Origin of the sequence: Roseomonas rosulenta, from assembly GCF_016106005.1 — a bacterium.
In the GTDB taxonomy this organism is placed as follows: domain Bacteria; phylum Pseudomonadota; class Alphaproteobacteria; order Acetobacterales; family Acetobacteraceae; genus Neoroseomonas; species Neoroseomonas rosulenta.
The window spans coordinates 1-5,153 of record NZ_JACADR010000297.1 but is presented as its reverse complement, the minus strand read 5'-3'; the positions used below and the strand labels follow the sequence as shown (position 1 = coordinate 5,153).

The window sequence follows — 5,153 nt, the reverse complement described above, 5'->3', positions numbered from 1 at the left end:
CTCGGCCTCGGCGGCGCGGGCGCTGCACGTGGCGCTGGGCGCGCCCGCGGGTGCCGGGCTCGGCGTGCTGTCGGGCATGACCGGCGTGGCCGAGGCCCGGGCGGAGGAAGACGCCTTCCTGGCGGGTCTCGGCGCGGCGGCGGTGCGGCGCACCGGGTCGCTGCTCGGGCATGGGGTGGAGGCGACCTTCCCGGCCAATGTCGCGCTCGGCGCGCTCGCGCTCTCGCGCGGTGGCTTCTATCCGGCGATGGACCCGGCGGATGCCGGGGAGGGGCCGGTCGATCGCATCCTGGTCACCGGCTTCGGCCAGTGGCGAGGCGAGGCGCTGGCATTGCTGGAGCGCGCCGGCTGATGGCGCGCGCGGCATGAAGGAAGGCGCGGCATGAAGGACCATCTCGGACGGCCGCTGGTAGCGGTGACCGGCATCGGCATCGTCACCCCTCTCGGCTGGGGACGGGAGGCGAGCTGGGCGGCGATCGTCGCCGGCCGGTCGGGCATCTCGCGCATCCGGCGCTTCCCCACCGACAAGCTGCGCACCACCATCGCCGGCACGGTCGAACTGCCCGAGGAAGCGGCCGGCGCCGAGCCGGTGAGCTCCCCGGTGCGGGTGGAGCGCATGGCCGAGGCCGCGGTGGCCGAGGCGCTGGCCCAGGCCGCGATGGGCGAGGGCGGCTTTCCCGGCCCGCTGATGGTCGGCATGCCGCCGGTGGAATACGAATGGCCGCAGCGCTTCGACCTGGCGCGGCGGGCGAATGGCGACGGGTCCTATCGCGCGGCGACCGAGGTCGCGACCGGGCGGCGCGACCTCTACGAGACCTTCATGTTCGGCGGGGTCGGCGAGCGTCTCGCGGCGCGCTTCGGCACGCGCGGCGCGCCGATCGCGCTGACCACGGCCTGCGCGACGGGCGCCTCGGCCATCCAGATGGCGGTCGAGGCGATCCAGCGCGGCGAGGCCAAGGCGGTCATCGCGCTCGGCGCCGATGGGTCGGTGCAGCCGGAGGCGGTGATCCGCTTCTCGCTGCTCTCGGCGCTGACGGCGCGCAACGAGGAACCCGAGAAGGCGTCGCGCCCCTTCGACAGGACGCGCGACGGCTTCGTGATGAGCGAGGGCGCGGCGGCGCTGGTGCTGGAAAGCCTGGAGCACGCGCGCGCCCGCGGGGCGACGGTGCTGGGCATCGTCTCGGGCTGCGGCGAGCGGGCGGACAGCTTCCATCGCACCCGGTCGAACCCGGATGGGCACGCCATCATCGGCGCGATGCGCAACGCCATCGCGGATGCGGGCATCGCGCCCGCCGACATCGGCTACGTCAACGCCCACGGGACCGGCACGCCGGAGAACGACAAGATGGAGACGCTCGGCATGCGCGCCGTGTTCGGCGATGCGCCGCCGCCCATTTCGTCGAACAAGTCGATGCTGGGGCACACGCTCTCGGCGGCCGGCGCGATCGAGGCGGCGCTGTCGCTGCTGACGATCCGCGACCAGGTGCTGCCGCCGACGATCAACCACAACGAGCCCGACCCGGCGATCACGCTGGACGTGGTGCCGAACGAGGCACGCCGCGTGTCCGGCCTGCGCCACGTGCTGTCCAATTCCTTCGGCTTCGGCGGGCAGAATGTCTGCCTGGTGGTGAGTGCCGCGCCATGACGACGATGCGCGCGCTGCGCCTGCATGGCGACCGCGACCTGCGGCTCGAGGATGTTCCCGCCCCGCCGCCGCCCGGCCCGGGCGAGGTGACGCTGCGCATCAAGGCGGTCGCGCTGAACCACATCGATGTGTGGGGCTTCCGCGGCATGGCCTTCGCCAAGCGGGAGATGCCGCTGATCGTGGGCGCGGAGGCGGTGGGCGAGGTGGTCGCGGTGGGCGAGGGTGTCACCGGCTGGAAGGTCGGCGACCGCGCCGCGCCCTATGGTGCGCTGACCTGCGGCAAGTGCCGCCGCTGCCTGGCCGGGCAGGACAACCTCTGCGAGGACGTCCGCGGCGTGAAGGGCTTCCATGTCGGCGGCTTCGCCTGCGAACTGGTGAACCAGGAGGCGCGGCTGCTGGTCCGCGTGCCCGCGGGCATCTCCTGGGAGGATGCGGCCTGCGGGCCGATCACCTTCTCGACCGTCGAGCACATGCTGTTCGACAATGCGAAGCTCGAACCTGGCGAGACCATCCTGGTGCATGCCGCCGGGTCGGGGATCGGCACGGTGGCGGTGCGGATCGCCAAGGATCTCGGCTGCACGGTCATCGCCACCGCCGGCGATGACGAGAAATGCGCGAAGGCCAAGGCGCTCGGCGCCGATATTGTCGTGAACTACGCCACGCAGAACTTCCCGACCGTGGCGCGGCGCGCGACGAACAAGGTCGGCGTGGACGTCGTCTTCGAGCATGTCGGCGCCTCGACCTGGGCGGGGTCGCTGCTGTCGTTGCGCATGGGCGGGCGGCTGGTGACCTGCGGGTCCACCTCGGGCGTCTCCGCCGAGACCAATCTGATGATGATCTTCCAGCGCCAGCTGCGCATCTTCGGGTCCTTCGGCGCATCCATGCGCAACATCGCCGATGGCTACGCCAAGATGGCGCGCGGCATCCTGCCGGTGCTGGACACGGTGCTGCCGGTGGAGCGCTTCGCCGAGGGGCTCGACCGGCTCGAGAGCCGGCGCGTCTTCGGGAAGATCGTTGTTACGCTTTAAGTATCGGCTCTGGCTTTTCGCCGACAGGCTGTTCGGGCTCCTGGTCCGGGCGGTCTTCGCGCTGCTGCGCCTGCTGGGGCCGGATTCCGGGCCGCGGATCGGGGCGGCCATCGCGCGCACCCTCGGCCCGCTGACCGGCGCGCACCGCATCGCGCGGGAGAACATCGCGGGAGCCTTTCCGGAGAAATCCGAGGCCGAGCGCGGGGCCATCCTGCGCGAGGCCTGGGACAACCTTGGGCGTGTCGCCTGCGAATACGTGCACATGGACCGCATCTGGGATTTCGACCCGGCGCGGCCCGAGGCCGGGCGCATCACCGCCAGCGCGGAGACTGTCGCGCTGTACGAGCGCCTGCGCGACGACGGCAGGCCGGCGATCGTGTTCTCCGCGCATCTCGCGAACTGGGAGTTGCCGGCAATCGCCGCGGCCCGGCACGGGATCGAGAGCGCCGTGCTCTACCGCACGCCCAACAGCCCGGCGGTGGCCAAGGAGATCCTGCGCCTGCGCCGGGACAGCATGGGCACGCTGGTGGCTGCAGGCATGTCGGCGCCCTTCAAGCTGGCGCGCGCGCTGGAACGCGGCCAGCATATCGGCATGCTGGTGGACCAGCGCTTCGGGCGCGGGCCGCGGATCGACTTCCTCGGCCGGCCGGCCTTCGCCAATCCGCTGCTGGCGCAGCTGGCGCGCCGCTTCGACTGCCCGGTGCATGGCGCGCGCGCCATCCGCCTGCCGGGTGGGCGCTTCCGGCTGGAGCTGACGGAGGAGATCGCCCTGCCGCGGGACGCCGAGGGCCTGGTCGATGTCGATGCCGCGGCCCAGGCGATGAACGACGTCATCGCGGGATGGGTCCGCGAGCATCCCGGGCAATGGCTCTGGATGCATCGCCGCTGGCGGTAGACCATCGCGCCCTCAGCGAAGGAGGGCGCGCATGTCGCACATCATGGTCACCGCCGGGGCGATCGACGTCGCGGTGGAACTGCATGGGCCGGAAGACGGGCCGGCGGCGATCCTGCTGCACGGCTTCCCGGACGATGCGCGCGCCTGGGATGGCGTGGCGCCGGCGCTGGCGGAGGCCGGGATGCGCGTGGTGGTGCCCTATCTGCGTGGCTATGGGCCGACACGGTATCGCGATGCCGCGACCCCGCGGTCGGGGCAGCAGGCCGCGCTGGGGGCCGACCTGCTGGCGCTGATGGGCGCGCTGGGCATCAGCCAGGCGGCGCTGGCGGGCTATGACTGGGGTGGGCGGGCGGCCTGCATCGTGGCGGCGCTGTGGTCCGGACGCGTGCGCGGCCTGGTCTCGGCCAATGGCTACAACATCCAGGACATCGCCGGGTCGATTCGCCCGGCGCCGCCGGAACAGGAGGCGCGCTACTGGTACCAATGGTACCTGCACACGGATCGCGGGGTGGCGGCGCTGGAGCAGGACCGCGCGGCCTTCTGCCGGCATCTGTGGCGCCTGTGGTCGCCGACCTGGCGCTTCACCGAGGCGGAGTACGCCCGCACTGCCGCCAGCTTTGCGAATCCGGATTTCGTGGCGACGGTGGTGCAGTCCTATCGCCACCGGCACCGCGCGGCTGCCGGGGACCCGTCGCTGCAGGAGATCGAGGACCGCCTGGCGCAGCGCCTGCCGATCACGGTGCCGAGCGTGGTGCTCCATGGCGCTGAGGATGGGGTTGACCCGCCGGCGAACAGCGAGGGCTGCGCGCGATGGTTTTCCGGGCCGTTCCGGCGTGCGGTGGTGCCGGGTGCGGGGCATTTCCTGCCGCGGGAGGCGCCACAACCCTGGGTAGAAGCTCTGCTCTCCCTTCCGCGATAACCTTGAAGGGTTGGTTTGTCCCAAAAAGGCGCATAATCCTCAAATCAGGCGTTTACCGACCATTCTTGATGCAAACCAGGGATGAAAAACCGCTTGAGGATACGCGCATAGGTGGTAATCTACGCCTGTAGCGTGAGAGGGCACCAAAATGTGCGTCTTGTTAGTTGAGGATGATCTCACTACTGCTCGCGGTATCACCCTGATGCTCAAGCAGGCGGCGATGATCGTCGACACCGCCGATACGGGGGAGGAGGCGGTCGAACTCGCCCGCCTCTACGACTACGACATCGTGATCCTCGACCTCATGCTGCCGGACATCGACGGCTCCGAGGTGGTCCGCCGCCTGCGCGCCGCGCGGATCGAGACGCCGGTGCTGATCCTCTCGGGCGTGTCGCGTCCCCAGACCAAGGTGAAGGTCTTCGGCATGGGCGCCGACGACTTCATCACCAAGCCCTTCGATCAGCAGGAGCTGGTTGCCCGCATCCAAGCCATCGTGCGCCGCGCCAAGGGCTTCAGTCAGCCGACGCTGCAGGTCGGCCTGTAGCCGCCGGAGTGAAACTGACCCAGTCGCCGGTTGAAAGCTGACCCAGGCTTAGGGTGCCTCGTCGTTGTGGCGGGGGCCTGGATGGTTGGGGGAGAGCTGGCGTTGGAGATCCGGGTATTGGC

6 protein-coding genes are annotated in these 5,153 nt (G+C 70.8%); all 6 read left to right on the top strand.

Annotation, left to right across the window (positions count from 1 at the left end; translation table 11 throughout):
* On the top strand, positions 1-352 hold a 352-nt coding region (locus HW578_RS22560; protein ID WP_198372960.1), incomplete at its 5' end, for a hypothetical protein.
* 30 nt (positions 353-382) lie between these two features.
* A complete protein-coding gene (locus HW578_RS22555) occupies positions 383-1,645 on the top strand; it encodes a beta-ketoacyl synthase N-terminal-like domain-containing protein (RefSeq protein WP_198372959.1) in 1,263 nt (420 codons plus the stop codon).
* Complete coding sequence (locus HW578_RS22550; RefSeq protein WP_232479208.1) at positions 1,642-2,673, top strand: zinc-binding dehydrogenase; 1,032 nt, start codon at positions 1,642-1,644, stop codon at positions 2,671-2,673. The genes HW578_RS22555 and HW578_RS22550 overlap by 4 nt, the downstream gene beginning before the upstream one ends.
* Positions 2,660-3,568, top strand: coding sequence for a lipid A biosynthesis lauroyl acyltransferase (locus HW578_RS22545; RefSeq protein ID WP_198372958.1), 909 nt, complete (start codon positions 2,660-2,662; stop codon positions 3,566-3,568). Before HW578_RS22550 ends, HW578_RS22545 begins: the two co-directional genes overlap by 14 nt.
* A gap of 31 nt (positions 3,569-3,599) precedes the next feature.
* On the top strand, positions 3,600-4,487 hold the full coding sequence (locus HW578_RS22540) for an alpha/beta fold hydrolase (protein ID WP_232479207.1): 888 nt from the start codon (positions 3,600-3,602) through the stop codon (positions 4,485-4,487).
* A gap of 148 nt (positions 4,488-4,635) precedes the next feature.
* Entirely contained in the window at positions 4,636-5,031 is a 396-nt protein-coding gene (locus HW578_RS22535) for a response regulator (protein WP_456308295.1), read from the top strand.
* The last annotated feature ends 122 nt before the right edge of the window (positions 5,032-5,153 follow it).

Excerpts from the sequence above, each read along its gene's own strand:
- HW578_RS22555 (WP_198372959.1), top strand. The coding sequence starts at position 383 with ATGAAGGACCATCTCGGACGGCCGCTGGTAGCGGTGACCGGCATCGGC.
- HW578_RS22550 (WP_232479208.1), top strand. The coding sequence starts at position 1,642 with ATGACGACGATGCGCGCGCTGCGCCTGCATGGCGACCGCGACCTGCGG.
- HW578_RS22540 (WP_232479207.1), top strand. The coding sequence starts at position 3,600 with ATGTCGCACATCATGGTCACCGCCGGGGCGATCGACGTCGCGGTGGAA.
- HW578_RS22535 (WP_456308295.1), top strand. The coding sequence starts at position 4,636 with ATGTGCGTCTTGTTAGTTGAGGATGATCTCACTACTGCTCGCGGTATC.